Source organism: Massilia orientalis (genome assembly GCF_030411975.2).
Classification (GTDB): domain Bacteria; phylum Pseudomonadota; class Gammaproteobacteria; order Burkholderiales; family Burkholderiaceae_D; genus Telluria; species Telluria orientalis.
Genome location: NZ_JASNRB020000008.1, coordinates 141824 through 165026 on the forward strand (window position 1 = coordinate 141824; position 23203 = coordinate 165026).

The 23203-nt window shown below is 66.9% G+C and carries 23 protein-coding genes; 10 read left to right on the top strand and 13 right to left on the bottom strand.

The window, feature by feature from the left end:
* Positions 1-17 precede the first annotated feature (17 nt).
* Positions 18-2615 carry a glycoside hydrolase family 3 protein gene (locus QPK29_RS14560; RefSeq protein ID WP_371769971.1) on the bottom strand — a complete coding sequence of 866 codons (2598 nt, stop codon included), beginning with the start codon at positions 2613-2615 and terminating at the stop codon, positions 18-20.
* A gap of 195 nt (positions 2616-2810) precedes the next feature.
* Between QPK29_RS14560 and QPK29_RS14565 the strand changes: the two genes are divergently transcribed.
* Positions 2811-3932 (top strand): type IV pilus twitching motility protein PilT, encoded by a 1122-nt coding sequence (locus QPK29_RS14565; RefSeq protein ID WP_371770035.1) that lies wholly within the window; start codon positions 2811-2813, stop codon positions 3930-3932.
* Positions 3933-3938: 6 nt separating this feature from the next.
* Here the strand turns inward: QPK29_RS14565 and QPK29_RS14570 are convergent, their stop codons facing one another.
* Positions 3939-4787 (bottom strand): LysR substrate-binding domain-containing protein, encoded by an 849-nt coding sequence (locus QPK29_RS14570; RefSeq protein ID WP_371769970.1) that lies wholly within the window; start codon positions 4785-4787, stop codon positions 3939-3941.
* A gap of 100 nt (positions 4788-4887) precedes the next feature.
* Between QPK29_RS14570 and QPK29_RS14575 the strand changes: the two genes are divergently transcribed.
* The 3 genes from QPK29_RS14575 to QPK29_RS14585 are packed head-to-tail and all read left to right on the top strand — an operon-like array spanning position 4888 to position 6135.
* Positions 4888-5196, top strand: coding sequence for a carboxymuconolactone decarboxylase family protein (locus QPK29_RS14575; protein ID WP_371769969.1), 309 nt, complete (start codon positions 4888-4890; stop codon positions 5194-5196).
* A gap of 10 nt (positions 5197-5206) precedes the next feature.
* A complete protein-coding gene (locus QPK29_RS14580) occupies positions 5207-5602 on the top strand; it encodes a tautomerase family protein (RefSeq protein ID WP_371769968.1) in 396 nt (131 codons plus the stop codon).
* Positions 5599-6135 (top strand): DUF4865 family protein, encoded by a 537-nt coding sequence (locus QPK29_RS14585; RefSeq protein ID WP_371769967.1) that lies wholly within the window; start codon positions 5599-5601, stop codon positions 6133-6135. Before QPK29_RS14580 ends, QPK29_RS14585 begins: the two co-directional genes overlap by 4 nt.
* On the opposite strand, the gene QPK29_RS14590 is transcribed toward QPK29_RS14585, so the two are convergent.
* The 7 genes from QPK29_RS14590 to QPK29_RS14620 all read right to left on the bottom strand — a co-directional run bounded on the left by QPK29_RS14590 (position 6125) and on the right by QPK29_RS14620 (position 11104).
* A complete protein-coding gene (locus tag QPK29_RS14590) occupies positions 6125-6340 on the bottom strand; it encodes a hypothetical protein (RefSeq protein WP_371769966.1) in 216 nt (71 codons plus the stop codon). The two genes, QPK29_RS14585 and QPK29_RS14590, sit on opposite strands and share 11 nt — an antisense overlap.
* Before the next feature lie 22 nt (positions 6341-6362).
* Positions 6363-7373: a DUF3667 domain-containing protein gene (locus QPK29_RS14595; RefSeq protein ID WP_371769965.1), complete on the bottom strand. Its 1011-nt coding sequence runs from the start codon at positions 7371-7373 to the stop codon at positions 6363-6365.
* Positions 7374-7458: 85 nt separating this feature from the next.
* Entirely contained in the window at positions 7459-8730 is a 1272-nt protein-coding gene (locus QPK29_RS14600; protein WP_371769964.1) for a c-type cytochrome, read from the bottom strand.
* Positions 8727-9443 (bottom strand): c-type cytochrome, encoded by a 717-nt coding sequence (locus QPK29_RS14605; protein ID WP_056127631.1) that lies wholly within the window; start codon positions 9441-9443, stop codon positions 8727-8729. Before QPK29_RS14605 ends, QPK29_RS14600 begins: the two co-directional genes overlap by 4 nt.
* A 98-nt stretch (positions 9444-9541) precedes the next feature.
* On the bottom strand, positions 9542-9907 hold the full coding sequence (locus QPK29_RS14610; protein WP_371769963.1) for a c-type cytochrome: 366 nt from the start codon (positions 9905-9907) through the stop codon (positions 9542-9544).
* A gap of 2 nt (positions 9908-9909) precedes the next feature.
* Positions 9910-10587 carry a 3'-5' exonuclease gene (locus tag QPK29_RS14615; protein WP_056127636.1) on the bottom strand — a complete coding sequence of 226 codons (678 nt, stop codon included), beginning with the start codon at positions 10585-10587 and terminating at the stop codon, positions 9910-9912.
* A 13-nt stretch (positions 10588-10600) separates the two neighbouring features.
* The gene (locus tag QPK29_RS14620) at positions 10601-11104 is read right to left on the bottom strand and encodes a ProQ/FINO family protein (protein WP_056127639.1); all 504 of its coding nucleotides are present in this window, start codon (positions 11102-11104) and stop codon (positions 10601-10603) included.
* A gap of 601 nt (positions 11105-11705) precedes the next feature.
* Here QPK29_RS14620 and rpoD point away from each other — a divergent pair.
* On the top strand, positions 11706-14426 hold the full coding sequence (gene rpoD / locus QPK29_RS14625; protein WP_371769962.1) for an RNA polymerase sigma factor RpoD: 2721 nt from the start codon (positions 11706-11708) through the stop codon (positions 14424-14426).
* A 53-nt stretch (positions 14427-14479) separates the two neighbouring features.
* On the opposite strand, the gene QPK29_RS14630 is transcribed toward rpoD, so the two are convergent.
* Complete coding sequence (locus QPK29_RS14630; RefSeq protein WP_371769961.1) at positions 14480-15355, bottom strand: LysR family transcriptional regulator; 876 nt, start codon at positions 15353-15355, stop codon at positions 14480-14482.
* 105 nt (positions 15356-15460) lie between these two features.
* On the opposite strand from QPK29_RS14630, the gene gstA reads away from it, so the two are divergent.
* Positions 15461-16066 carry a glutathione transferase GstA gene (gene gstA / locus QPK29_RS14635; RefSeq protein ID WP_371769960.1) on the top strand — a complete coding sequence of 202 codons (606 nt, stop codon included), beginning with the start codon at positions 15461-15463 and terminating at the stop codon, positions 16064-16066.
* Here gstA and QPK29_RS14640 read toward each other — a convergent pair whose 3' ends face one another.
* Positions 16067-16567, bottom strand: a complete 501-nt coding sequence (locus QPK29_RS14640) for a MarR family winged helix-turn-helix transcriptional regulator (RefSeq protein ID WP_371769959.1) — start codon at positions 16565-16567, stop codon at positions 16067-16069.
* A gap of 99 nt (positions 16568-16666) precedes the next feature.
* On the opposite strand from QPK29_RS14640, the gene QPK29_RS14645 reads away from it, so the two are divergent.
* From QPK29_RS14645 to QPK29_RS14660, 4 genes are all read left to right on the top strand, one after another.
* Positions 16667-17833 (top strand): MFS transporter, encoded by a 1167-nt coding sequence (locus QPK29_RS14645; protein WP_371769958.1) that lies wholly within the window; start codon positions 16667-16669, stop codon positions 17831-17833.
* Positions 17834-17990: 157 nt separating this feature from the next.
* Positions 17991-18767, top strand: coding sequence for a transporter (locus QPK29_RS14650; RefSeq protein WP_371769957.1), 777 nt, complete (start codon positions 17991-17993; stop codon positions 18765-18767).
* 14 nt (positions 18768-18781) lie between these two features.
* On the top strand, positions 18782-20386 hold the full coding sequence (locus QPK29_RS14655) for a methyl-accepting chemotaxis protein (RefSeq protein WP_371769956.1): 1605 nt from the start codon (positions 18782-18784) through the stop codon (positions 20384-20386).
* Positions 20387-20439: 53 nt separating this feature from the next.
* Positions 20440-21216 (top strand): transporter, encoded by a 777-nt coding sequence (locus tag QPK29_RS14660; protein ID WP_371769955.1) that lies wholly within the window; start codon positions 20440-20442, stop codon positions 21214-21216.
* An 18-nt stretch (positions 21217-21234) separates the two neighbouring features.
* Here QPK29_RS14660 and QPK29_RS14665 read toward each other — a convergent pair whose 3' ends face one another.
* Positions 21235-21504: a PAAR domain-containing protein gene (locus tag QPK29_RS14665; RefSeq protein WP_160408537.1), complete on the bottom strand. Its 270-nt coding sequence runs from the start codon at positions 21502-21504 to the stop codon at positions 21235-21237.
* A gap of 30 nt (positions 21505-21534) precedes the next feature.
* Positions 21535-23160 (bottom strand): type VI lipase adapter Tla3 domain-containing protein, encoded by a 1626-nt coding sequence (locus tag QPK29_RS14670; RefSeq protein ID WP_371769954.1) that lies wholly within the window; start codon positions 23158-23160, stop codon positions 21535-21537.
* Positions 23161-23203: the final 43 nt, after the last annotated feature.

Here is a 23203-nt window from a genome sequence, read left to right on the forward strand (position 1 = left end):
AGTAGCGGGTAAGACGATTACTTCGGTAGACCAAATGCCGTTCCGGTCACCGTCAGCGCCACCTTGACCGTCTGCGCATGCCCCGGCTGCCCGCCGCCCAGGTACACGGTGTACGCCCCCGGCACGACCTTGCGCGCGCCGGCCGCGTCGACTTGCGACAGGGCGCGGGCATCCAGCGCCAGCGTGACGCGCTGGCGTTCCCCGGCCTTCAGGTGGATGCGGCGGAAGCCCGCGAGGGTCGGGTTGGCGGCGTCGCCCGGCTTGGCCACGTACAGCTGGACGACCTCGTCGCCGTCGCGCTTGCCCGTGTTGGCCACCTCGACGTCCACGTTCACCGGGCTGCCCGCCGCGACGGACGGCGCCGACAGCGCCGGCGTCCCGTAGCGGAACGTCGTGTACGACAGGCCGTGGCCGAACGGGTACAGCACGTCGCCCTTGAAATAGCGATAGGTGCGGCCGTCCATGCGGTAGTCGGTGAAGGCCGGCAGGCCGTCCACGCCGCGGTAGAACGTGACGGGCAGGCGGCCCGCCGGGCTGTAGTCGCCCGCGATCAGGCCGGCGACCGCGTGTCCCCCTTCGCCGCCCGGATACCAGGCCTGGACGATGGCCGGGACGTGCTTGTCGGCCCAGTTGACGGACAGCGCGCTGCCGCTCATCAGCACGAGCACGGTCGGCTTGCCGGTGCCGACGACTTGTTCCAGCAGGCGCTCCTGCGGCGCGGGCAGGTCGAGGCTCGTGCGGTCGCCGCCCGCGAAACCGGGCACCTGCAGCTTCAGTTCCTCACCCTCGAGGTTGGCGGACAGGCCGGCCACGAACACGACGAGGTCCGCGCGGCGCGCCAGGTCGACGGCTTCCTTGCCGCCGTCGATGGGCGTGCTCCACACGAGTTTCTGGTCGCCGCGCGCGCCGCGCTGCACGGCCTCGATCCGGATCGGATACGTTTTACCCGCCTGTAGCTTCGCCTTGCCCGCTTCGATCGACGGCGAGTCGGTGACGTCCCATGCATCCACGATCTGCTTGCCGTCGACCCAGATGCGGTAGCCGGCATTGCTCAGGTAGCGCAGGCTGTAATCGCCCGTGCGCGGCGCCTTCAGGTAGCCGGTCCAGCGCGCGGACGCATTGTGGCCGCCTTCCTGCCACGCGGCGCGGGCGTTCTTTTCGACGGCGCCCTGCGCGGTGCCCGCCAGGTCCGGTCCCTCGAAATGCTCGGCCTTCAGGCCCGGCGTGCGGCACGCGGCGTCGACGCACAGGTTCGCGTCCGGCACGGGCGGTTCCGCCGGTCCGACGAGACCCGTGCCCGGCGCATACACCACCTTCGCATCGGGGAAGCGGGCGCGGATGCCGGCCAGCACCGTCACCGGATGCGACGGCTGGCCGTTGTAGTTGCCGACCAGCGCATCCTCGCTGTCCGCGTTCGGGCCGATGACGGCGATGGTCTTCGGCGTCTTCTTCAACGGCAGCAGGCCGTCGTTCTTCAGCAGCACCATCGCCTCTTGCGCCGTCTTCAGCGCGACGGCGCGGTGGGCCGGGGTGTCGTTGTCGGTCGGCTTGATGGCGGCGTACGCCTGCGGCGGGTTCGCATCGAGCAAGCCCAGGCGGATGCGGTATTCGAACAGGCGCACGAGCGCGCGGTCGACGACGGCTTCCTTCAATTCTCCCTGGCGCACGGCGTTGACGATGGGGCCGGCCTCGGTCGTCATCTTGTTGCGGTAGTCGCCGCAGATCAGGTCCATGCCCGCGCTGAACGACGCGGCCACGGCCTGCTCGGGCGTCTTCGTGTAGTGCAGGCTGTCGTCGCGGTAGATGTTGGCGGCCGCGCCGCAGTCCGACACGACGAAGCCCTTGAAGCCCCAGGCGCGGCGCAGGTGCTGCTCCATCAGGTCGTCGCTGGCGCACGCGGGGATGCCGTTGACGGCGTTGTACGCGCACATGACGGACGCGACCTTGCCCTCCGTGACGGTGGCGCGGAACGCCGGCAAATACGTGTCCTCGAGGTCGTGCGGGGACGGGTGGACGTCTTCGCGGTGGCGGTTCGATTCCGGCCCGCTGTGCACGGCGAAGTGCTTGGCGGTGGCGATGGTCTTGAACGATTGCGCGTCGTCGCCCTGCAGGCCGTGGATGAAGTTGATGGCGATGCGCGACGTCAGGTACGGGTCTTCGCCATAGGTCTCCTGGCCGCGGCCCCAGCGCGGGTCGCGGAAGATGTTGATGTTGGGCGACCACACGGTGAGCCCTCGGTACCAGTCCGTGCCGCCGTCGGGGGCGCGCGTGGCGAGGTACTTCGCGCGGAATTCCGTCGCGATGACGTCGCCCACGTCGTGCATCAGCCCCTCGTCCCACGTCGCGGCCATGCCGACGGCCTGCGGGAACACGGTCGCGTAGCCGGCGCGCGCGACGCCGTGCAGGCCCTCGTTCCACCAGTTGTATTTCGGGATTTTCAGCCGCGGGATCGCGGGGGCGTCGTTGCCCAGCTGTGCCGCTTTTTCCTCAAGCGTCATCTGGGCGACGAGGCTGGCGGCGCGGGCCGCGGGATCCTGCTGGGCCAGTGCGGGTGCCGTGGCGAGCAGGGCAGCCAATGCGACCGGTGCGAGTGCGAAGGGAAGATGGCGAGTCATCGTAGTCTCCTGTTATAAGTTTTCGAAGATGCTAACACGAAAATGTCGTGCGCTAACAATCGAAACGATGTGGCGGCCAGGGCACGCTCGAAGCTTGGTGTTAGAAAAAATATCTTTCCAGTTGGAATTTTGACAGGATGCCGGTTTTATAATGAATGGATCGCTCATCCGAGCCCGTTTGCCATTCGACGCATGATGGAATACCACCAGTCCTCGCAGATTCCCACCCTGTCGTATATCGAAAACGAAGACCATCCGGTGTTCGGCACCCTGGTCGAGCAGATATTGCACCTGCTGAATTCGAAGCTGGTGTTTTCGGACATCATCATCCACCAGAACAGTCCGTTGATGCTGCGCCAGCCGAAGGGCCTCGTCGCGGTGACGGACTCGCCCATCACGAAGGAAGAGCTGGAAGAGTTCTTCGACGTCATCGAGCCGAACTGGGCCGAGCGTATCGCCGACCGCGCCTTCGACCGCTCGATCGACCTGCACACGGCGCGCATCCGCGCCAACTGCTTCAGCTTCCAGGGCAAGAAGCGCCTGGGCTGCGTGATCCGCCGCTTCCCGAAGGAGCCGCTGGCGCTGGACACGCTCGGCCTGCACGCCGACGAGCGCGAATTCGCGCGCCTGACCAGTGGCCTCGTGCTGATCATCGGCGACACGTGCCAGGGCAAGTCGACGACGATCGCGTCCATGCTCGACGAGATCAACAAGCAGCGCTCGGGCCACATCATCACCATCGAGGATCCGGTCGAGACCCTGATCCCGCAGCGCAAATGCATCATCACGCAGCGCGAGGTGGGTGTCGACGGCGACGTCGAAAGCTATTACCTCGGCGCGCTGGACGCGCTGCGCGAGCGTCCGGACGTGATCGTCATCGGCGAGATCCGCGATGCGCAGACCGCGCAGGAAGCGCTGGCGCTGGCCGAATCCGGCCCGCTCGTGCTGGCGACCTTGCACGCGCGCTCGACGGAACTGGGCCTGCAAAAGATGCTGCGCCTGCTGGGCAATTCGGAAGCGCAAAACCAGGCCCTCGCGCACGCGCTGCGCGGCGTGCTGTGCCAGGCGCTGCTGCCGTCGAAGCAGGGCAACCGTTACCATCTCGCGACGGAATGCCTGACCATCAATCCGGCCGCCGCGACGATGATCGAAGAGGGCGACCTGGGCGCCATCCGCGCGCACATGAACGCGGGGCGCGGGCCGGGGTGCCACACGATGAACAGTGTGCTGGAAGCGCTGCTGGCCGCACACGTGGTCGGCGTGGACGAGGCGCGCGCGGCGACCACGGACCGGATCGGGTTTGCGGAGATGGTGTGACGGGCGTCAGCCCACGATGTGTTCCTTGATGAGCGCGGCCATGCGTTTGCAGGCCATGGAGGGCGTCGCCGCGCCGCTGTACAGCGCGAGCCGGATGGCCGGCAACTGCGGCAAGCCATCGAGCACGTGCACGTCGCCCGGCAATCCCAGGCTGGTCCGCACGGTCACGCCGAGCCCCGCCGCGACCGCCGCCCAGATGCCTGCCAGGCTGGCGCTCGTGTAGACGATGCGCCAGGGGATGCCGGCCCGGTCGAGCGCGTCGGTCGCCGCCTTGCGCATCAGGCAGGGCGCCTGCAGCGCGACGAGGCGCACCGGTTCGCGGGCAGGGTCTTGTGTCGCCGACCCGATCCAGCGCATGGGATAGTCGCCCAGCAAATCCACGTACGGCAGGTCCACGCCCGTGTGCCACGCGAGCGCGAGCTCGATTTTCCCGGCCTGCAGTTGCGCGATGAGTTCGCTGTTGCGGGCGATGACGGCTTCGATCTGCAAGTCCGGATGGCTGCGCATGAAGCGGCCGAGGACATTCGACAGCAGGCGTTCGCCGAAATCTTCCTGCAGGCCCAGCCTGACTGTGCCTTCGAGCTCCAGACCGGCCAGCGCCGTGCGCGCCTCGTCGTTCAGGTCGAGAATGCGGCGCGCATAACCGAGCAGTGTTTCACCGGCCGCCGTGAGTTCCAGGCCGCGCCCGGATTTGCGCAGCAGGTCCGTGCCGGCCTGTCCTTCCAGCTTCTTCATCTGCATGCTGATGGCCGACGTCGACCGTCCGAGCCGGTCGGCCGCCTTCGCGAAGCTCCCGAGATCCGCACCTTCGCAAAAGCTGCGCAGCGCGTCCATGTCGAAATTCGTGCGGCCCATGATCGTCCCGTTTTGGTGAAGTGTCACTTCAAATATATTCGATTTTCGAAATTATCGTGCGCTTCTATCATGGCCTGGTCAACCAAAAAAGGAGCAAACGATGACGACTTTGACAGGCATGGGCCGGCGGGCCCTCGGTGCCGTTCCCGCGCTGGCCGATCTCTCGGACCGCGTGCTGTTCGGCGAAGTGTGGGAGCGGAAAGCGCTGAATAAGCGGGACCGCAGCCTGGTGACGGTCGCCTGCCTGATCGCGCTGTGCCGCGACGGCCAGCTGCCGTTCCACCTGCAGACCGCGCTCGACAACGGCGTCACCCGGCAGGAGCTGGACGAAGTCGTGACGCACCTGGCCTTCTATGCCGGCTGGCCCGCGGCCGCCACCGCCGCGCGCCTGCTCGGCGACATGCGTTGAGGAGACCGCCATGCCCTTCGCCCGCATCTCCCTGCGCCGCGGCAAACCGCGCGACTACCTGCGCGCCGTATCCGACGCCGTGCACCAGGCGCTCGTCGACGCCTTCCGCATCCCCGTCGCGGACCGCTTCCAGGCCATCCACCAGCACGACCCCGAGGAACTGATCTTCGACCGCGATTACCTCGGCGGCCCGCGCAGCGACGATTTCGTCCTCGTCTGCGTCACCGGCGGCAAGCCGCGCGACGCCGAGACCAAGCAGGCGTTCTACCAGCGCCTCGCCGACCTGCTGGCCGTATCGCCCGGACTGCGGCCGGAAGACCTGATGGTCATCGTCCAGACGACGGACTACGCCGACTGGTCGTTCAGCAACGGCATCGCGGCGCCGCTGGCGGAGCAGAAAACATGATCGCCATGCAGTACCGCTTTCCGCTGCCCGCCGATTACGACATGGCGATCATCGACCGGCGCATCGCGGACAAGGGCCACCTGATGGACGGCTTCCCGGGGCTGCTGTTCAAGGCCTATCTCAGCGCGCGCAAGACGGGGCCGGCGCAGGACAATGCGTACGCGCCGTTCTACGTCTGGAACACAGTCGACGGGATGCACGCGTTCCTCAACGGCCCCGGATTCGCGGGTGTGGCGCAGGCGTTCGGCCGGCCGTCGGTGGCGACGTGGCTCGTGTGGCAGGCCCGATGTGCGCCGGGCTTCGAGCACGCGCGCTTCGCGTCCGTCGAGCGGCGGACGATTCCGCCCGGCACCGACCTGGAAGCGTTGCGCAGGGCAGAGACGGCCGACGGCGGCCGCGCGCTCGCGGCGGTCGTCGGCTACGAGCCGGGGACGTGGACGCTGGTGCGCTTCCGCCTGTGGGACAGCGAGCCGGTGGCCGACGCCGCGACGCTGGTCTATGCGGTCGGCCACGTGTCCACGGCTAGCCGATGACGTTCATCTCGCTTTCGTCTTCCGTGTAGCGCACGGGCGCCAGCCCGTGGCTGGCGATGAGCGCCTGCACGGTCGTCGGGCCCGTGGGCTCGATGCCTTCGTGCGCGAGGACCTGGTCGAGCATCTCCGCTTCGCTGATGCGGCCGGGCGTGGTGAATTCCAGCGGTTCCTCGTTGTTGCGGTACCAGACGCGATAGTTCGGCATATCGTTCTCCTTGTGATGGGGGTTATCCGTGCCGGAGGATCGCAATGATCTCGGCCCCGACGACGAGGCTGCAAATCACCGTGACATGCACCGTCATCAGCACGAGGGATCGCCCAACGGCGGCCAATCTGCCGCCGCCGTAGACAGTATGCATCGCGGCGGGCACATAGGCCACGATCCACGCGACGGGCAGTAGCTGCACAATATCCCAGACCGACACGAGGGCGAAGTTCCCTTGGGCCGCGCAGGCGATCAGCCAGCCCAGATTGCCCGGTATGACGATCATCACGCTTGCGAGCACGAATGCGAACGCCGTGGTGTGCAGGGCGAAGACGAGATGGTCGCCGTAGCGGCGGCGCGAGCGCCACCAGATCAGCTTGAGATAACCGGCAAACAGCGGAAGCGCGCCGATCAGCATGTAAGGCAGGTTGGCCAGGAAACCGTGGTTGACGATGTCGGCCTGTTCTTCCGGCGCGGCAGCCATGAAGCGCTGGGCGTTCTTTGCCCATGTCGGGTCGACACTGCCGAGAGTCATGAGCGCTTGCCCCACCGTGTGCGTCCCACTGTCCGACTTGCCTTTGATGGACAGCGCGGCGACAGGGAATGTACCGTCGTCTCTCGCCAGGCCGGGCATCGCGTGGCTGTAGGTGGCGCCGAACGACCGGTCGTCGAACGTGACTCGGGGAAGGTCGACGCCATACAGTTTGATCAGCCCGAACATCACCAGGCTCAGCGTCAGATACAGGCGCAAAGGGTCGATATAGGGCACGCGCCGTCCGCGCAGGAAATCCACCGTCAATTGCCCCGGCCTGGACATCAGCAGGCGCAGCGTACGCCATAATCTGCCTTCCAGCGCCACGTAATGACCGATGAACTCATGGATGAACTCCCCCGCCGACGGCGAGTGGACGGTGAGTGTCTCGCCGCACAGGGAACAAAATCGATCCCGGGCGTTGGCCTGGCAGTTGGGACAGCGGCGTGGCGTTTTGTGTTCCGCGCCGTGGTGATGCACGATTTCAAGGCTGGGTTTCAAACGGTCTGACTCCTCGGGCAATATCCCCGCAAGGTTACACGACCGATGCCGATGCAAAATGCGTGAATTCTCACGCGGCCGCGGCTCAGTCCAGCGGCACCGCCCGCCACCGGTTGACTTCCGGCGGCGTGACGTCCGGTGCCGCATTGCCCCAGCTATTCCTCACATAGGTCACGACAGCCGCCACCTCCGCGTCGTCCAGCAGGGGACTGTACGGCGGCATGCCGAACGGCCGCGGATTCCCCGCGGTCGTGGGCGGGAAGCCGCCGTTCAGCACGATGCGGATGGCGTTCACCGGATCGATCATCGTCAACGCGCCATTGCCGGCCAGCGGCGGATACGCGGGATGACCGGCGACGCTCGTGCCGCGGCCGTCGCTGCCGTGGCAGTCGGCGCAGTGGTGTTCGTACAGCTTCCTGCCCGCCTTCATGATGTCCTCGGGCGGTGGCGTGATTGGCCGCCGCGGCGACGGATCGGCCGGCAGCGATTTCAGATACGTCGCCATCGCCCCCGCATCCGCATCGGTCAGGTATTGCAGGCTTTGTCCCACGACTTCCGCCATCGGCCCGAACACGGCGCCGCGCGGCGCGACGCCCGTCCGCAGCAGCTGCACGATGTGCGCCTGGTCCCAGTTGCCGAGACCCGCCTCGTTGTCGGCGTCCAGCGCGGGCGCGTACCAGCCGACGATAGTGATGTGGCCGCCGGACAGCCGGGAGCCCGTCGCGCCGAGGCCATTGCGCGGGCTGTGGCAGGCGCCGCAATGGCCCAGGCCCTCGACGAGATAGGCGCCCCGGTTCCACTCCGCGCCTTGCGCAGGCTGCGGCGCGTACACGCCCGGCTTGAAATACAGCAGGCGCCAGCCGGCCAGCACGATCTGCCGGTCGTACGGGAAGCGTAATGCGTGGGGGCGATTTTGCTGGTTCACGGGCGCGAGGCTGCGCAGCCAGGCGTACAGGGCGTCGGCGTCGTCGCGCGTGACCTTCGTCGTGTTCGTGTACGGGAAGGCCGGGTACAGCAAGCGGCCGCCTTTCCCGATGCCGTTGTGCAGGGCATTCCAGAAATCGTCCGCGGTCCAGGCGCCGATGCCCGTCTGCGCGTCCGGCGTGATGTTCGGCGCGTAGACGGTGCCGAACGGCGTGGCCAGCGCGCGTCCGCCCGCATACGGCGTGCCGCCGCGCGCGGTGTGGCACGCCATGCAGTCGCCCGCGCGGGCGAGATAGGCGCCGCGGGCGATGTTGGCGGGTGTGGCCGCCCACGCCGCCTGCGCGCGCGACGGGATGAATTCGGCGCGCGGCCACGCGACGAACACGGCGGCCAGCGCCGCCACGACGAGGACCAGGATGACGATGCGCTTCATGGCCGCCGCTCCGGTTCGCTGCCGCACGCGAGCGGCATCGGGTGATTCACGTCGGGCGCGGGCGTGGCATCGTCCGGCACCGGTTCGCTCGCGAGCCAGCCCGAGATGGCGGCCACGTCCGCCAGCGACAGGCGCCCGGCGATCGTCGCCATGCAATCGGGCGCGTGGGCGCGGCGGGTGCCGTTCCGCCAGGCGCCGAACTGGGCGTTGATGTAGTCGCGCGGCAGGCCCAGCAGGCCCGGGATGGCGGGCAGGGCGCCCGTCAGGCGCTGGCCGTGGCATGCGACGCAGGCCGGCACCTTGAGCGTGGCGTCGCCGCGCGTGACGAGTTCGTGCCCCCGCTCGAGCTGGCCCGCCGGCAGGCTGGCGCGCGCCAGCACGGGCGCGGGCACGTGCTGCGTCGAGAACCATGTCGCGATCTCGCGCAGGTAATCGTCGGACATGTGCTCGACCATGTAGGTCATCAACGGGTACTGGCGGCGGCCGGCGCGGAAGTTCTGCAACTGGTTGTACAGGTAGCCGGCCGGCTTGCCGGCGATGCGCGGGTAGTAGTTCGGACCCGACGCCGGCTGCGGCGCCGGGGCGGACGCACTGCCGTGGCACGACGTGCATGCGGCCACGCGGCGTTCCAGCGTGTCCGGCACGGCTTGCCGGGCCAGTGTCGGAGCCATGTGCAGGGTTGCCAGCAACAGCAAGGCGGGGCGCAAATACATGACGTTCCTGTGGTCGACGAGAAAGTACTAGCGGCATGATACCGCGTCGACTTGAACTTCACGCAATCTTTTGAAAACGCTAAGTTAAAGCGTACCCTTCAATGCGCGTCCTGGAACGTGCGCAGATAAGCCAGCAGCGCGGCCATCTCTTGCTCGTCGTGGATGCCCCAGAAGCGCATCTTCGTGCCGGGTACCATCTTGTCCGGATCGCGCAGGTAGGCGGCCAGCGTGTGTTCGTTCCACACGATGCCCGCTGCCTTCATCGCATCGGAATATTTGAAATCGGGCGTGCTGCCGGCGCGGCGGCCGAACAGGCCGTTCAGCTGCGGCCCGAAGCCGCCGTGCGCGTTCGGACCGATCTGGTGGCAGGACGCGCACGGCTTGAAGACGGTCGCGCCGTCGACCGGACCCTCGTGGCGCGAGCAGCCGGCCAGCAGGAGCAGCAACACGACGAGCCGGCGCATGCTCAGGTGCGCGGCTTGGGTTGCGCGGCCCGCCGCGGCCCGCCGGCGACCGGCTTTGGCGGCAGCGGGGGCGGCGGATTCGCGCGCCAGTGGCGGTAGATGCGCAGGGCGACGTGGGCGTCGTCGGCCGCGTACAGGATCTGCTTGTCGGACAGGCGCGGCAGGGCCCAGTTGGTCGTCGTGATCTTGCGCGATTTCTGCAGGCGCTTGCCGAAGAAGCGCGCGACGGCCGTCTTCGCGCCCAGCGCATTGCGCTCGCCGCGGCGCAGGGCCGTGGACAGGTCGAGCACGTTGCACGTCTCGATGCCCAGTTTGGCGCGCAGGCGGCGCAGGTCGTCGCCGAGGCCGAAGCCGACTTTCAGGATGGCAGGCGATTCCAGCACGGCGCGCAGCACGTCGACGCCAGGCGGCGTATCGGCGGGAGCGTCCGGCGCGCGCGGCTTGAGCGTGCCGATCTGGAACAGATAGGCGTGCTGGTCGGTGGCGAGCTGGACGAGATGCGGTCCCGTCGATTGCTCGCCCTTCTGGAACGTGGGCTTGGATTCGGTGTCGAAGCCGATGACGTCGGACGCCAGCAGCGCGGACAGCGCGCCGTCCGCATCCTGGCGCGTGCGTACGAGACGCACGTCGGCCAGGGTGATGCCTTCGTAAGGGGGGAGGGCGTCCTCGGCCTCGCTCATCCGTGCTGCCGGATCAGCGTTTCGCGAACTTGGAGGCCAGCTGCTGCAGCTTTTCCTGGCGCTTGCGGTCGGCTTCCACCTGGGCGGCGGCATCGCGCTCGGCCTTCTTGCGCTCGGCTTCCTTCTTGAAGCGTTCCTGCAGCATTTCCTTGGCGTGCTGGCGGTGCGTGTCCGTCACCTCGGCGCCCGGATTGCCGTCCAGGTCGTAGCGCACGGTGGCTTTTTCCATCGCGCGCAGGTAGCGCATCGAGCCCGTGTGGATGCCCAGCGCGGCGCGCATCGTCTTGCGGTTCAGGCCGGGCAGGCGCGCCAGCACCTGCTTGTCGATGCCGATCGCCAGCGGCAGGCAGTCGCGGAAGGCCTTGAACTGTTGTTGCAGCTGCTTGAGCAGGGCGCGGGGCGACTGGGCGGCTTCCGGGGCCGCAGCCGGCGCGTCATTCGCAGGCGCGTCGGGCGTGGCGGGGGTGGCGTTTTCGGTGGCCTCGGGGAGCTCGGCGACAGGACTCATCGTATTCATTGACTTCATGGTAAGAACGGGAAGCGGAAGGATAGCATGGCCGCGCCGCGCGCGTGCCGCTCAGCCATGTAAAGGATCGTTTTATTGAGTAGATGACGGTGATTTCATGCATGTACAGCGGCGCGCGGGCAAGAAATCGTGTATGATCCGCCCCTTTCCTTGCGCACGGTTTGCGCCGACGCAGCCAGGGTCAGGAAGAGGAAAAGGAAATATGCGTCTGAGTGATATCCCATATCGGATATTTCAATTATCGCTAAACATTTCCTTAAGGCATAATGCCTCCGTCTCCTCTATTTCTCCTCTGGAAAATAGATTCAAGCCCGTTGTCTGACGGGCTTTTTTTCGTTCCGACATGCTAACCCGCGATTTCGACCACGTTCCGTTCCGCTTGAACCCACTGTGCACGCGCGCCGCAGCCCATCCCGGCTGCCCGGGGCGCCCGCCGGGCAGCGGCAGGAGTGCTTGATATCGGGCTTTCCGCCCTTAGTTAAGTTCATCCTTCTAGGGCCTTCCCTCATCCCCGCCCACAAGGACCGCCAAGCGGACCAGGTGGGTTATTGACTTCGCAGGCACCGCGCCACGCCTCGACTGGAGAAAGACTATGAAAAACACCGCCAAGACCCTGACACTGACAGCGAAGAAAGCGCCGGCCAAGAGCACGGCCCAGCTGTCGGTGCCGAAGACCGCGACCTCGTATTTCCTCGAAACGGAAGCGGCAGCCAAGGTGACGGTGGTGAAGACGCGTTCGCGCCTCGCGTCGCTGAAGGCAGTGCAGGCCGAGGAAGCGTCGCGTCTGCAGCCGGAAGAGTACGACGACGACGCCGCGGACGAAGCGCAGGCCGAGGCCGTCGCTGCCGACGTGCAGGCAGCGGACGACGTTGCCGAGCCGGTCGCAGAGGCTGCCGAGCCCGTCGTCGCGCCCGTCGCCGCCGTGGCCTTCGATGAGACGGACGACGTGATCCCGACGCCGACCGCGCCCGCCGCGCCGCCGGTGATCGTCAAGAAGCGCGTCTCGCGCCTGGCCGCGCTGAAAGCCGACGCCGCGCCGGCCGCCGCAGCCGTTCCTGAACCGGTCGCCGCCGCGCCGCAGGCGCCGGCCGTTGCCGCCCCCGGCGCCGAGCCGGCCGCCCGCGTCGTGCGCACCCGCACGGCGCGCCGCATCGAGCCGTCCGCCGCGTCGACGACGTCCGCGCAGCCGACCGGCACCGTCAGCACGACGACGGACGCCGCCGCGCTGGCCGCGATCGACACGTCCGGCTACCTGCTGCCGCAAGTGAAGGTGCCGGGCCGCCGCGGCCGCAAGCCGAGCGAATTCGTGCCGGAGAACGACGAGATCGCGGCGCTGAACGCCGTCGAGCGCGCCGAGCTGAAGGCTGCGTCGAAACTGCGTGAGCGCAAGGCCAAGGGCAGCGCCAACCTGTTCGGCGCCGCGGAAGGATTTTCGGCCGAGGAACTGGAAAAGCGCCGCCAGCAGCTGAAGAACCTGATCAACATGGGCAAGGAGCGCGGCTACCTGACGCACGCGGAGATCAACGACCAGCTGCCGGAAAACATCATCGATCCGGAAGCGATCGAAGGCATCATCGCGACGTTCAACGACATGGGCATCGCGGTCTACGAGCGCGCGCCGGAAGCGGAAATGATGCTGCTGTCGGACGCCGTCGTCACGCCGACCTCCGAAGACGAAGTGGAAGCGGCCGCCGCGACCGCGTTGTCGACCGTCGACTCCGACTTCGGCCGCACGACCGACCCGGTCCGCATGTACATGCGCGAGATGGGCGCCGTGTCGCTGCTGACGCGCGAAGGCGAGATCGCGATCGCCAAGCGCATCGAGGATGGCCTGAAGGACATGGTGCAGGCGATCTCCGCGTGCCCGGTGACGATTTCCGAGATCATCGCGCTGTCGCACAAGATCGCCAAGGACGAGCTGAAGATCGATGACGTCGTGGACGGCCTGATCGACCACAACGAAGGCGCCTCCGCCACCGCGCCGGTGACCAGCGCGAGCGACGAGGACGAGGACGAGGAAGACGACGACGTCGAGGAAGAGGAAGACGAGGGCGGTGCCGGCGGCAGCGCCGCGGCGGGCTACTCGGCCGAACAGCTGGCCGCGCTGAAGAAGGGCGCGCTGGACAAGTTCTCCCTCATCGAGAAGCAGTTCGACAAGATGGGTCACGCGTTCAAGACGCAGGGCTACGGCTCGCCGGCCTACACGGCCGCGCAGGAAGTGATCTCGTCGGAACTGCTGGGCATCCGCTTCACGGCGAAAGTCGTGGAAAAGCTGTGCGACACGCTGCGCCACCAGATGGACGAGGTGCGCTCGATCGAACGCGCCGTGCTGGACATCTGCGTGAACCGCTGCGGCATGCCGCGCGCCCACTTCATCAAGGTCTTCCCGGGCAACGAGACCGACCTGGAATGGGTGCAGCGCGAAGTCGACTGCGCGTATCCGTACAGCGCCGTGTTGAAACGCAACGCCCCGGCGATCCTGGAACTGCAGCAGCGCATGATCGACCTGCAGGCGCGCGTGGCGCTGCCGCTGGCGGACCTGCGCACCATCAACCGCCAGATGGCGGCCGGCGAAAAGCGCGCCCGCACCGCGAAGCGCGAAATGACCGTGGCCAACCTGCGTCTCGTGATCTCGATCGCGAAGAAGTACATCAACCGCGGTCTGCAGTTCCTCGACCTGATCCAGGAAGGCAACATCGGCCTGCTGAAGGCGGTCGACAAGTTCGAGTACCGTCGCGGCTATAAATTCTCGACGTACGCGACGTGGTGGATCCGCCAGGCGATCACGCGTTCGATCGCCGACATGGCCCGCACGATCCGCGTGCCGGTGCACATGATCGAGACGATCAACAAGATGAACCGCATCTCGCGCCAGATCATGCAGGAAACGGGCACCGAGCCCGACATGGCGACCTTGGCGACGAAGATGGAAATGCCGGAATCGAAGGTCCGCGAGATCATGAAGATCGCGAAGGAACCGATCTCGATGGAAACCCCGATGGGCGAGGACGGCGATTCGCAACTGGGTGACTTCATCGAGGACAACGCGACCCTGGCCCCGCTGGATGCCGCGATGCACGCGTCGATGCGCAACGTGATCAAGGAAGTGCTGGACTCGCTGACCCCGCGCGAAGCGAAGGTGCTGCGCATGCGCTACGGCGTCGAGATGTCGAACGACCACACGCTGGAAGAAGTGGGCAAGCAGTTCGACGTGACCCGCGAGCGTATCCGCCAGATCGAAGCGAAGGCGATGAGCAAGCTGCGCCAGCCGTCGCGCTCGGACAAGCTCAAGACGTTCCTGCAGAACCAGTAAGCGTTACGCGAGTCCCGAACAGCCGCGCCGCCCGTCCGGGCCGCGCGGCTTTTTTATTGCGCGGGCAGAAGTCCTGTGAGGAAAGCCTGCACCGGGCGGGACGTCTTCGCGGCCTCGGAGCAGACCAGGCCGAATTCGCGGTGTACAGGCGGCGTCAGCTGCATGACGCGCAGCCCGCGCCGGTCTTCAGGCAACGTCGATTCGGGCACGAGGGCGACGCCCATGCCTTCGCGCACCAGCACGCAGGCGCTGGCCCAGTCGCGCACCGTCACGCGGATGTCCGGCAGGCGCAGGCCCGCGTGTTCCACGAGACGCTGGCCATGCACGGCGCAGCCGCCCGTGGCGAGGATGAACGGCTGCGCGGCCATTTCTCCGAGCGTGACGCCGTTCCCGCTGGCGCGGCGGCCCAGGGGATGACTGGAAGGCAGCACCGCCACCCACGCGTCGCGCCCAAGTATCGCTGCCGCGCGGCCCGGGGCGGGATTCAACACCACCCCCAATTCCACCGTGCCGGCGTCCAGCCACGCTTCCACCTCCTCGTCCGTGCCTTCCAGTGCCACCAGTGCAATGCCGGGATGGCGGCGCTGGAAATCCCGCAGCAGGCCAGGCAGCAGCGTCGAGATCACCGATGGAAAACTGGCCAGGCGGATACGGCCCCCATTGAGGCCCCGGCTGTCATCGGCCAGCGCGCGAATCGCGTCGAGACGTTCCACCATCGCACGGGCCTGCTCCACGACCTGCTCGCCCAGCGCCGTGATCCCGATGTGCCGCCGCTCGCGCGTGAACACCTTGAATCCCAGCGACGCTTCCAGCTGCGCGATGGCCTGGCTGGCACCGGACTGCGTAATGCCCACGCGCTCGGCGCCGCGCGACATGTTGCCGGCATCGGCGACGGCGACCAGCAGGCGCCAATGCAAGAGGTTCATCATGGGAATCAGTAGCTCAGCTAATACGTGGAAAATCAGACATTAATTTTACGGGCTAATGGGCCACGAGGATACTGCTCGACCGTGTCCAACGTTCCGAGGAGTTCCATGAAGCTGTACTACGCCCCCCATACCTGTTCGCTGTCTCCCCATATCGTATTGCGCGAACTCGGCCTGCCGTTCGATCTCGTCAAGGTCGACAACCGGACCAGGCTCACCGCGGACGGCCGCGATTTCCGCACCGTCAATCCGAAGGGCTATGTGGCCGCGCTCGAACTGGACGACGGCCAGGTGTTGACCGAAGGTCCGGCCATCGTCCAGTACCTGGCCGACCTCGACCCGGAAAGCGGACTGGCGCCGCGCGCCGGCACCTGGGAGCGGGTGCGGCTCCAGGAGTGGCTGAACTTCGTCGCCACGGAGATCCATGCCGGTTCGGCCCCGTTGTTCAATGCGGCACTTCCCGAAGAGGCGCTGGCCTGCTTCCGCGCCAGGCTGTTCAAGCGATTCGATTTCTTGCAAGACGTGCTGGGCCGCCAGGACTATCTGGCGGGCGCGTCTTTCAGCGTCGCCGACGCCTACCTCTTCACCGTGCTGGGCTGGTGCAGATTCTTTTCCATCGATCTCGGCCACTGGCCCGCGCTGCAGGCCTATGTGCGGCGGATCGGCGCGCGGCCCGCCGTGCTGGCGTCGTTACACGCCGAAACCGCGACGTGATCAGCCTGGCGCCGTGCCGCTGGTCGAGGCGAGGAGCTTGGCAAGGAGGGCTGAAAGCTGCGCCTGCTCCTTCTCCGTCAACCCGCTGACGACGGCCTGCTGGTTGGCGACATGCGCGACGACGGCCTCGTCGATGAGGGCGAGTCCCGTGGCGGAGAGCGCCACCAGGGTGCCCCGGCCATCCCTTGGGTTGGGCTGGCGTTGCACGAGCCCGGCCTTTTCCAGCCGATCGATGCGATTCGTCATGCTTCCAGAGGAGATCATGGCGGCTTCGTAGAGGTCGGTCGGCGTCAACGCATAGGGCGCGCCGCTGCGCCGCAGCGTTGCCAGCACGTCGAATTCGCCAGGCTGCAGGCCGAAGCGCGCGAATAGCGGATTGAGGTGGTCGCGCATGATCACCACGCCCGCCTCGCCAAGGCGCCCCAACAGGATCATGGGCCCGACGTCGAGGTCCGGGCGTTCGCGCGCCCATTGAGTCGCTGCTTTTTGTGCTCTATCCATGTTTGCAAGTATCTTGATGTAGAGATAAAATATCTTCACATCAAATTATATGGAATGGCCGTCGCGCAGCCAAGCGTCGAACGGTTCCAGGAACTCGACATGTCAAAATCACTCGGCGCATATGCCTTTCCAGCAGCGGTCGTGCTCGTTGGAATCAACCTCCGTCCCACGATGGCGACGATCGGGCCCCTGCTCGACGTGATCCAGCGCGAGACGGGACTGAGCGATACCGGGGCCAGCCTGCTGACCACGCTGCCGGTCGCATTGATGGGCGTGTGCATGCTGGGCGCCTCCCGCCTGCAAGCCGCACTCGGCGCGCGCCGGGGCATCGCGTCCGGCGTGCTGCTCATCGTACTGACCTGCCTGGGACGCTCGGCGTGGAGCGGCCCCACCGCATTGCTCGCGACGGCGATCGCGGGCGGCATCGGCATCGCGATGGTCCAGGCGTTGATGCCGATGGCGATCCGGCACCGCGCGGGAGGGCACACGGCAACGGTGATGGGTATCTATTCGACGGCGATCATGGGCGGGGCGATGATCTCCAGCGCGGCCAGTCCATGGCTGGCGCAAGGCATGACCTGGACCGCGGCCCTGGGCGTATGGGTGTTCCCCGCCCTGGTGGGACTGGCGGCCTGGTGCCTGGCCACGTCGCAACCCGATGAGCTGCCGGTGCACGCGGCACGGCGCCCGGTCCATCGCACGAGGCGCGGCTGGCTCCTGCTGGGTTTTTTCGGCCTGGGCACCGGCGCCTATACCCTGGTATTGGCGTGGCTGCCGCCGTTTTACACGCAGCTCGGCTGGTCGCCGGAAGCGGCGGGGGCGTTGCTCGGCGCCCTGACATGCGCGGAAGTGGCGGCAGGGATCGCCGTGTCCGCCGTGGTTGGCCGGACGCCCGACCGGCGTGTGGTGCTGCTCCTGGCGATCGGCGCGCTCCTCGCGGGGATGCTCGGTTTTTCCCTCGCCCCGGCCGCTCTCGCATGGCCGGCGGCCCTGCTGGCCGGGCTCGGTATCGGTGCGCTGTTCCCCCTGTCGCTCATCGTCGCGATGGACCACGGCGATAACCCGGAGGATGCCGGTGCGATCGTGGGTTTCGTCCAGGGCGGCGGCTACCTGCTGGCGGCGATCCTGCCGCTCGCCGCCGGACTGCTGCGCGAGCACCTCTCGAATCTCGCACCCGCGTGGTGGTCGATGGCCGCGCTCTGCCTCGTACTGGCGCTCATCGCCATGTCGTTGCGCCCCGGCCATCGCATTTCCATGCAGGGTTGATACAGGGCGTTCGGCATGCTGCTCCGACAAGCTTTGTGGTGCCGCCCCGACATAAGTTATCAAACGAAAAATGGTTCTATCGAGAAATTCACAATCTGTCTGGTATTGACGAGCCAGCTTGCGGATACTTGGCACATCGACTGTTCCACATATCCACATGGCTCGCTTTTCTTTCCTTTTGTTGGCCGCCGCCTGCGGCCTGCCGCTGGCCGCATCGGCCGGCGATGACGACACGATTTCCACCGACCGTCCCGACTTCGTCGAATCCAGCCAGGTTGTCGGCAAAGGCCGCCTGCAGCTGGAAACGAGCCTGCAGTGGGAGCGCGACCGCGCCGGCGGCGTGACCGCGCGCACGCTCACGACGCCGACCCTGCTGCGCATCGGCCTGGGTGAGACGACGGAGCTGCGCTTCGAGACGGACGGCCGCACCGTCGCACACGCGGGCGGCGCGACGATGGCCGGCTACGCCGACACGTCCGTCGGCATCAAATGGCATACGGCCGACCAGGACGGCGCCGCACCGTCGCTCGGCTGGCTGCTGCATGCGGACCTGCCCAGCGGCAGCAAGGCCCTGCGGGGTTCCGGCGTGCGTCCGTCGCTGCGTGTGGCCGCCGAGTGGGAGCTGGCCAATGGCGTCGGGATCGGCATCATGCCCGGCGTCGGCACCGACAACGACGAGCGCGGCGCCCGCCGCGGCTACGGCATCCTGGCCGCCACGGTCGGCCGCGACATCACGGAACGCGTGCACGGCTTCGTCGAACTGGCCGCGCCGCGCATCGCGCGCGCCAACCGCGGCGGCACGCAGGCCGTCTTCGACACCGGCGTGACATGGCTGCTCACGAACGACATTCAACTGGACGCCGCGCTGAGCCGCGGCCTGAACCGCCGCACGGCGGACCTGGGCATCGGCCTGGGCCTGTCGGTGCGCCGATAACGGAAGGAATGCCCATGCTGAACCGCTTCACCATCCGCCAGCGCATGCTGGCCTGGAACGTCACCGCCATCGCCTTCGTCGTCATGGTCGGCGGCATCGGCGAACTGGCCGTCGGCCAGCTCGACGGCGCCATGGACGCCATCACCGGCAACGGCAGCGCCATCCGCCACCAGATGCAGGCCGACCAGGCGCACGACGCCCTCCGGGCCGACGTGCTGGCCGCGCTGCTGGCGGGCGATGCCGACACGGCCGCGCGCGACGCCGCCCGGCGCGAAGCCGCCGAACACAAGGCGCTGTTCCGCGAGATGATGGCGAACCTCGACAGGCAGGTAAAGGATCCCGCGATCCGTGCGGCCATCGACAAGGTCAAGCCGGACGTCGACGCTTACCTGCGCGGCGTCGACGATATCCTGAAGGTGTCCGATCCCGCCGCCGCGCGCGCCGCGTATCCGGCGTTCATGGACCGCTTCCACGTACTCGAAAAAAGCATGGAGGCGCTGTCCGGACATATCGAAGCCGCGTCGGACGACACCCGCGCCGCCGGCGACGCGACGGTGCGCCGCGCGCGCGTGCAAGTGATCACGATGGCGCTGCTGGCCGCGCTGACGACGTTCGTGGCGGGCGTGCTGCTCGTACGCTCGATCAGCCGTCCGCTCGACGCCGCGATCGACCTCGCCGACCGCATCGCGGCCGGCCGCCTCGACACCGACCTCGCGTGCGGCGACGGCGACCGCAGCGAGACGGGGCGCCTGAACCGCGCGCTGGGCGCGATGCAGGCCAGCCTGCGCCGCATCGTCGGCGACGTACGCGGCGGCACCGAGGCCATCGCGACCAGCACGGCGCAGATCGCGGGCGGCAACGCCGACCTGTCGCGCCGCACGGAAGCGCAGGCCGGGGCGCTGGAACAGACGGTGACGTCGATCGAACAGCTGACGGCGACCGTGCGCCAGAACGCCGAGCACGCTCGCCAGGCGGACGGCCTCGCGCAATCGGCATCCGGCATCGCCCAGCGCGGCGGCGCCGTCGTGGGCCAGGTGGTCGACACGATGGGTGCGATCGACACGTCCGCGCGCCGCATCGTCGACATCATCGGCGTCATCGAAGGGATCGCGTTCCAGACCAACATCCTCGCGCTGAATGCGGCGGTGGAAGCGGCCCGCGCGGGCGAGCAGGGACGGGGATTTGCCGTCGTCGCGGGCGAGGTGCGCACCCTGGCCCAGCGCGCCAATGCGGCGGCGCACGAGATCAAGGGTCTCATCGACGATTCCGTGGCCCGGGTCGATGCCGGCACGCGCCTCGTCGCGGAAGCGGGCGCCACGATGCGCGACGTCGTCGACAGCGTGGGCCGCGTGACCGCGATCATGGGCGAGATCAGCATCGCCAGCGGCGAGCAGGAGCAAGGCATCGGCCAGGTCAACCGCGCCATCGGCGCGATCGACGACGCCACGCAGCAGAACGCGGCGCTGGTGGAAGAAGCGACGGCCGCGGCGAGCGCGATGCAGGACCAGGCGGAGCAGCTGCAGCGGCTCGTGGCCAGTTTCGTGCTCGCCGCGCCGCCCGCCGCCGCGCCGCGCGCCCCGCAGCCGCCGGTCGGGGCCGCGCGCCTGGCGCTGCAATGATTACGATGTAGACAGGTTGGGCCACGCCGGCCCGGCCTTGGCATACTGTCGGTATGCAAACTTCGATCCGCCCCGCTTCCCTGGCCTGCCTGCTGGCAGGCGTCCTGTCCGTCCCGGCCGCCCGTGCGGACGACGACACCATCAACCCCGACCGTCCCAACGTGGCCAACTCGAGCCAGGTGGTGGGCAGCCACCGCGTCCAGCTCGAGACGGGCGTCCAATGGGACCGCCAGCGCGACCTGGAGGCGCACGTGCGCACGCTCACGACGCCGACCCTGCTGCGCATCGGCGTGGCCGACGCGCTCGAACTGCGCGTGGAGACGGACGGGCGTACGATCGAGCATGCGGACGACCCCGCGTCCGGCGCGCACACGGTCAGTGCCGGCTGGGCCGACCTGTCCGCCGGCGTGAAATGGCATGTCGCCGACCAGGACGGCATGCGGCCATCCGTCGGGATGATCGCCGAGGTGGCGCTGCCCACGGGCAGTGCGGCGCTGCGCGGCAGCGGGTTCCGGCCCGCGGTCGAGCTACCGGTGGAGTGGGATCTCGGGCACGACTGGTCGCTGGGCGTGATGCCGGGCGTGGTGCGCGACAGCGATGTTACGTACGGCGTGTTCGCTGCGTCGGTCGGGAAGGCGTTCAGCGAGCGGCTGCACGGCTTCGCGGAAGTGGCCGCGCCGCAGATCGGGCACGGGACGCAGGCGATCGTCGACACGGGCTTGTCGTGGCTCGTGAACAGGGATTGCCAGATCGACGCGATGGTGGTGCATGGGGTGAATCGCCAGACGCCGGGGCTGAGCCTGGCGTTTGGCGTGTCCGTCAGACGCTAACGTCGTACGCGACCTGCGCTATATCTTCGTGCTGAAATGCTGAAAGCTTGAGATCAGCTTCGCTCCACAACTGAGACTGTCGCCATCGAATGCAATGTGCTTGCCGCTGATTGTGTGGTGCGGAGAACCGCTGGTGATCGTGCAGCCTGAGTGGCCAGGGATGGGACAGCTGCACGTGTCGCCCACGCAGGCCACTGGAATGCCGTGGACTTTGAAGTGCGATGCGCTGGCGCTGATTACCTTGCCGCCGTGGGTCGTGACGTCGCCTAGTCTGATGACGTTTTTCATGCGGGCATCCTTATTTGAATGTGAAGGTATTTATTTGACAGCCGCAGCCGCGTCGTTCTCCGCAGGCGGCGTCATCGATCTGATACTCCGAAACACGTCACCGCGCGATTCTTGCTGCGCCTTACGCTTTTCTTCGGAAGGCGGGCTGATGAATATGAAGGTTGCCTCGTGTGGGTCACGCAGGTTTACGGCTAGGCTTGGACCGCCAGCGCGATAGCTGCCCATCACCCCAATCGCCATCTGCATGAACAAGGTGGCAGCGCCCGTATTGCCGAGGCGCCGATCGATGTTAATGAATTGGTCCAGCTTACTGCTGTCGATTTCAGGACCACCCTGTGCGGCATACTGATGCAGCATACCTTCGAGGGCCACTAGTTGTTCGGTTTGATTATTCGTGGCTGCGATCACGCGCGCCGGGCCCTTGGTGCGCTCGGCCTCTGGCAGGGTGCGCAGTGCGTCCTGCAGGCCTGCGATTAGCGCTTTTTGCCGCGCATCGCGCCGGGGGAGCGGCTTGCCGTGCTCGTCCGTGGTCTTGACGAAAACTGGTCGGTGGATGAATCCGAGCGTTGCCATGCTGTCGAATTGTTGAAGCTGTAGTTTGCTCCATGGGATGGGGAACCAGGGAGTCGGTTTCCAGTCGGGCGGTGGTCGGTGCTTTGCGTTGAACTCGCGATCGAGGAAACTGATCTGGCCGGTGCCGCGGATGTCCGGGCGCTTGCTGAATTTGGCGGCGTATTCGAGCCATTCGGGGATGGTTGGGGGACGATTGTGAGTCACCGTTTCTGGGCGCGGCAACGACTTCGTCAAGTCGAGGTAGCCCAGAAACAGGCGTCGCGCGACTCCATCGCGGTTGAGCAACTCCATCGGGGTTCGGTAATCGTCGATATCTTCGTAGACGAAAGGACGAATCGGATCGACCCGCTCGCGGCGCGCAAGGACGAAGAGCGCTGATGCGTCCGGCATTTGGGGGACGTAGTAACCCTCTTTGACGAGCGATGGCGAACCAGGCGACTGGGACACGTCGCGAACGGCCATTCCGTCGTCTGAGTTCAATACGACATACGGGACATCAGGGTTGGCATCGAAGAACTCGAAAACGTCTTCGAGGATGTGGTCTGGTCGTTCGGCAAAGCGGGCCGGGCCGGCCACAAATAGGCTGGTCGACATGCCAGATGACTCAGCTGAAGCGGCAATCCCCATGTCCGGCATAAGTGGGTTGCCTGCATACTTACTCGTATCGGGAGGCCTTGCGTTGAATACCGGCGTTCCCCATTCGGTAACGGTGTAACCGGCACCGTTTTCCAACGTGTCACCACTTCGCCCGCCGCTCTGGCCAAGCTTGTCAAACATCGTCCATGGGTATTTCTTGGGATCATGCTCGCGAAGGGATGTGTACGGGTTGCCGGTTTGAAGTGCAGTCCATAATTTGCCCTGTCGGTACTTGTCCAGGGTAACCCCTAGATTGATCACTTCTAGCACGTACTCGTGCCGTCCCTGCTCGCTATGCGTGGTCGCTGCTTGATCACGCTCCTTTGCAGCAGCAGCTGATGCTTGCGTCTGGCGCGCATCCGCGTCGCGTCGCGCCAGCACCCATCGTCCTCCAAATACCAGTCCGATTCCTAACGCGACCGCCAGGAGCCACCAGGGTTTGCTCATTGTTATCTCCGCTTGTTGGATGCTGCGATTGCATTGTCGAAAT

What these genes read in the sequence shown, in the direction of transcription:
- QPK29_RS14560 (WP_371769971.1), bottom strand. Translation starts at nt 2,615, where the DNA reads ATGACTCGCCATCTTCCCTTCGCACTCGCACCGGTCGCATTGGCTGCC.
- QPK29_RS14565 (WP_371770035.1), top strand. Translation starts at nt 2,811, where the DNA reads ATGGAATACCACCAGTCCTCGCAGATTCCCACCCTGTCGTATATCGAA.
- QPK29_RS14570 (WP_371769970.1), bottom strand. Translation starts at nt 4,787, where the DNA reads ATGGGCCGCACGAATTTCGACATGGACGCGCTGCGCAGCTTTTGCGAA.
- QPK29_RS14575 (WP_371769969.1), top strand. Translation starts at nt 4,888, where the DNA reads ATGACGACTTTGACAGGCATGGGCCGGCGGGCCCTCGGTGCCGTTCCC.
- QPK29_RS14580 (WP_371769968.1), top strand. Translation starts at nt 5,207, where the DNA reads ATGCCCTTCGCCCGCATCTCCCTGCGCCGCGGCAAACCGCGCGACTAC.
- QPK29_RS14585 (WP_371769967.1), top strand. Translation starts at nt 5,599, where the DNA reads ATGATCGCCATGCAGTACCGCTTTCCGCTGCCCGCCGATTACGACATG.
- QPK29_RS14590 (WP_371769966.1), bottom strand. Translation starts at nt 6,340, where the DNA reads ATGCCGAACTATCGCGTCTGGTACCGCAACAACGAGGAACCGCTGGAA.
- QPK29_RS14600 (WP_371769964.1), bottom strand. Translation starts at nt 8,730, where the DNA reads ATGAAGCGCATCGTCATCCTGGTCCTCGTCGTGGCGGCGCTGGCCGCC.
- QPK29_RS14605 (WP_056127631.1), bottom strand. Translation starts at nt 9,443, where the DNA reads ATGTATTTGCGCCCCGCCTTGCTGTTGCTGGCAACCCTGCACATGGCT.
- QPK29_RS14610 (WP_371769963.1), bottom strand. Translation starts at nt 9,907, where the DNA reads ATGCGCCGGCTCGTCGTGTTGCTGCTCCTGCTGGCCGGCTGCTCGCGC.
- QPK29_RS14615 (WP_056127636.1), bottom strand. Translation starts at nt 10,587, where the DNA reads ATGAGCGAGGCCGAGGACGCCCTCCCCCCTTACGAAGGCATCACCCTG.
- QPK29_RS14620 (WP_056127639.1), bottom strand. Translation starts at nt 11,104, where the DNA reads ATGAATACGATGAGTCCTGTCGCCGAGCTCCCCGAGGCCACCGAAAAC.
- rpoD (WP_371769962.1), top strand. Translation starts at nt 11,706, where the DNA reads ATGAAAAACACCGCCAAGACCCTGACACTGACAGCGAAGAAAGCGCCG.
- QPK29_RS14630 (WP_371769961.1), bottom strand. Translation starts at nt 15,355, where the DNA reads ATGATGAACCTCTTGCATTGGCGCCTGCTGGTCGCCGTCGCCGATGCC.
- gstA (WP_371769960.1), top strand. Translation starts at nt 15,461, where the DNA reads ATGAAGCTGTACTACGCCCCCCATACCTGTTCGCTGTCTCCCCATATC.
- QPK29_RS14640 (WP_371769959.1), bottom strand. Translation starts at nt 16,567, where the DNA reads ATGGATAGAGCACAAAAAGCAGCGACTCAATGGGCGCGCGAACGCCCG.
- QPK29_RS14645 (WP_371769958.1), top strand. Translation starts at nt 16,667, where the DNA reads ATGTCAAAATCACTCGGCGCATATGCCTTTCCAGCAGCGGTCGTGCTC.
- QPK29_RS14650 (WP_371769957.1), top strand. Translation starts at nt 17,991, where the DNA reads ATGGCTCGCTTTTCTTTCCTTTTGTTGGCCGCCGCCTGCGGCCTGCCG.
- QPK29_RS14655 (WP_371769956.1), top strand. Translation starts at nt 18,782, where the DNA reads ATGCTGAACCGCTTCACCATCCGCCAGCGCATGCTGGCCTGGAACGTC.
- QPK29_RS14660 (WP_371769955.1), top strand. Translation starts at nt 20,440, where the DNA reads ATGCAAACTTCGATCCGCCCCGCTTCCCTGGCCTGCCTGCTGGCAGGC.
- QPK29_RS14665 (WP_160408537.1), bottom strand. Translation starts at nt 21,504, where the DNA reads ATGAAAAACGTCATCAGACTAGGCGACGTCACGACCCACGGCGGCAAG.
- QPK29_RS14670 (WP_371769954.1), bottom strand. Translation starts at nt 23,160, where the DNA reads ATGAGCAAACCCTGGTGGCTCCTGGCGGTCGCGTTAGGAATCGGACTG.